This is a genomic window from Arthrobacter sp. (assembly GCF_030540645.1).
Lineage (GTDB): Bacteria > Actinomycetota > Actinomycetes > Actinomycetales > Micrococcaceae > Specibacter.
The window spans coordinates 1-1411 of sequence record NZ_JAUNVV010000090.1 but is presented as its reverse complement, the minus strand read 5'-3'; the positions used below and the strand labels follow the sequence as shown (position 1 = coordinate 1411).

At 62.9% G+C, this 1411-nt stretch carries 2 protein-coding genes; both read left to right on the top strand.

All coding sequences use genetic code 11. The features are described from left to right. On the top strand, positions 1–549 hold a 549-nt coding region (locus Q4P21_RS13885; protein WP_303389338.1), incomplete at its 5' end, for an ROK family protein. 61 nt (positions 550–610) lie between these two features. Continuing rightward, positions 611–1408 carry an SDR family oxidoreductase gene (locus Q4P21_RS13880; protein ID WP_303389337.1) on the top strand — a complete coding sequence of 266 codons (798 nt, stop codon included), beginning with the start codon at positions 611–613 and terminating at the stop codon, positions 1406–1408. Positions 1409–1411: the final 3 nt, after the last annotated feature.

The window sequence follows — 1411 nt, the reverse complement described above, 5'->3', positions numbered from 1 at the left end:
AACTTTTCCAGCGGCGTGGGCATGGCACTGTTTTCGGAGGGCCGGTTGTACCGCGGAAGCATCGGGGCAGCGGGGGAAATTGGGCACATGTCTACTGACATCAACGGTGCCGCCTGCCCTTGTGGCAACCGGGGATGCTTGGTGCTGCGCACCGGAACGGCCCATGTGCTCTCGCTGTTGCGTCCGGCGTTGGGCGAGACGGCAGACTGGAACGACGTGCTGCGGGAGACTGCCAACGGCAACCGCGGCTGCCTGACTGTCTTGGCTGAAATTGGTTCCTTGACGGGACGGTTCCTGGCAGGCATTTCCAACCTGCTTGACCCGGAGCTCATTGTCATTGGTGGTGAGCTGGCGCAGACTGGTGAGCCTTTAATGGGTCCGCTCACAGCGGCACTGAAGAGCCACTCATTGCCGTTGACAAGTTCCCATGTTTCGGTGGTTCAGGCGGTTTTGCCCCCCGGCGCTGCCACCGGGGCCCGTGGCGGGGCGGCTTTGGCCATTAAGGAAATGGCTAAAACGTCAACCATCGACAAGCTGGGCACCCCCTAGGCAGCGTCAGCTTCCAGCCCGGCTATTTTGTTGCCGCGGGGCTGCGGGTAGGGTGGCGAGCATGGTGATCATCGCAGTGGCAGGCGGGACGGGCACGGCGGGCCTGGCTGTGGTGGCCGACGCCGCTGCCAGAGGATTCACTGTGCGGTCATTGAGCAGGCATGTTCCTTCGGCCGCAGATCCGAAGCGTGTGCCCGGCGTGGAGTATCTGTCCGTCGACTTCCGCACAGGCACGGGAGTTGAATCCGCATTGGCTGGTGCGGACGCCCTCGTGGAGACCCTTGACGCCCGCACCGGACCAGCGTTGAAGGCGCTTGCAGCAACCACAGTTTCGGTGTTGGACGCCGCCCAAAGAGCCGGGATTTCGCGCAGCGTACTGTTGACCATTGTCAACGCCGCAGAGTGCTCCATGGGGTATTACCAAGTTCAGGCAGCCAGGGCGCGCAGTTACGAACGTGCGGATCAACCTACAGGCGTTGTGTACGCAACGCAGTTTCACAACCTGGTGGCAGGCATATTCGCTGCAGGGGCCAATGTGGGGATCATCCCGGCGTTCTCAGGAGTTTCTTTCCAGCCAATTGCGACGGCGGACGTGGCCCGGGCACTCGTCGACCAGGCCGTTGCCGGTCATGAAGGAGACGCGGCGCAGCACCGTTCATTGCACGTCGGGGGGCCAACCATATGGTCCATGAAGGCGCTGGCGGGGCAGTGGAAGTCGGCGACAGGACGTCGCGGGCTGGTGACGTCCATGCCGCTGCCGGGTTCATTCGGCACTTTTTTGCGTGCCGGTCGAAACCTGATCCCGGAGGCCGCCGTCGGACGTGTTGAATTCAGCGATTGGCTGGCGGAGTCGAAGTAGGCG

Coding starts and splice junctions, on each gene's coding strand:
- Q4P21_RS13880 (WP_303389337.1), top strand. CDS start 611: ATGGTGATCATCGCAGTGGCAGGCGGGACGGGCACGGCGGGCCTGGCT.